The 563-nt window shown below is 76.6% G+C and carries 1 protein-coding gene; it reads right to left on the bottom strand.

Features of this window, described 5'->3' with window-relative positions; translation table 11 throughout:
* Window positions 1–237 (bottom strand): hypothetical protein (locus ACK4SE_RS14225; RefSeq protein WP_409694034.1); only part of this gene is annotated, 237 nt, incomplete at its 3' end.
* Window positions 238–563: the final 326 nt, after the last annotated feature.

The raw sequence follows: 563 nt of genomic DNA on the forward strand, positions 1-563 counted from the left end.
CAGCAGCGCGCTCAGCTCAGCCTGCTGCCGCCGCATCTGCGACGCCACCGACGCGGCAAAGGACTGCTCCCACTCCCCAGAGCGCTCACCCCCCGCTGCCCCACGCATCTCCGCCAGCACACGCAGCCCGTCCCTGATCTGCGTGACCAGCCCGCGCAGGCGGCGCGCTGCCAGCGCCCGGCGCACGCGGTGGCCGTGCAGCAGGGCGAGCAGGCGGTCGCGCTTTGCGAAGAACACGCCAAAGGAGCTAGCGCGCAGCAGCGAGGGGCTGCGGGGGGAGGCAGTCCACCGCTGCCGCTGCAGCGACGGTGGAGAGCGGGAGGGAGAGAAGCCGGACGCGTATTCCGCCGCGGGGTGGCCCGGGGAGTGCACTTGCGCGGCGGCGGCGGCGGCGGTGGCGGCGGCGGCGGCGGTGGCGGCGGCAGGATTGCGCGGGTGGGACGGGGAGGGCGGCGCGCGCGCGGGGAGTGGAGGGGGTGACAAGTGCACGCTTTCGTGGGAGGCGCGGGCCCATGCAGCCCAGGTGGCCGCAGCGCTTGGCGACGGCGGCGCGGCGGCGGAGG

Origin of the sequence: Brevundimonas sp. (assembly GCF_046293315.1) — a bacterium.
In the GTDB taxonomy this organism is placed as follows: domain Bacteria; phylum Pseudomonadota; class Alphaproteobacteria; order Caulobacterales; family Caulobacteraceae; genus Brevundimonas.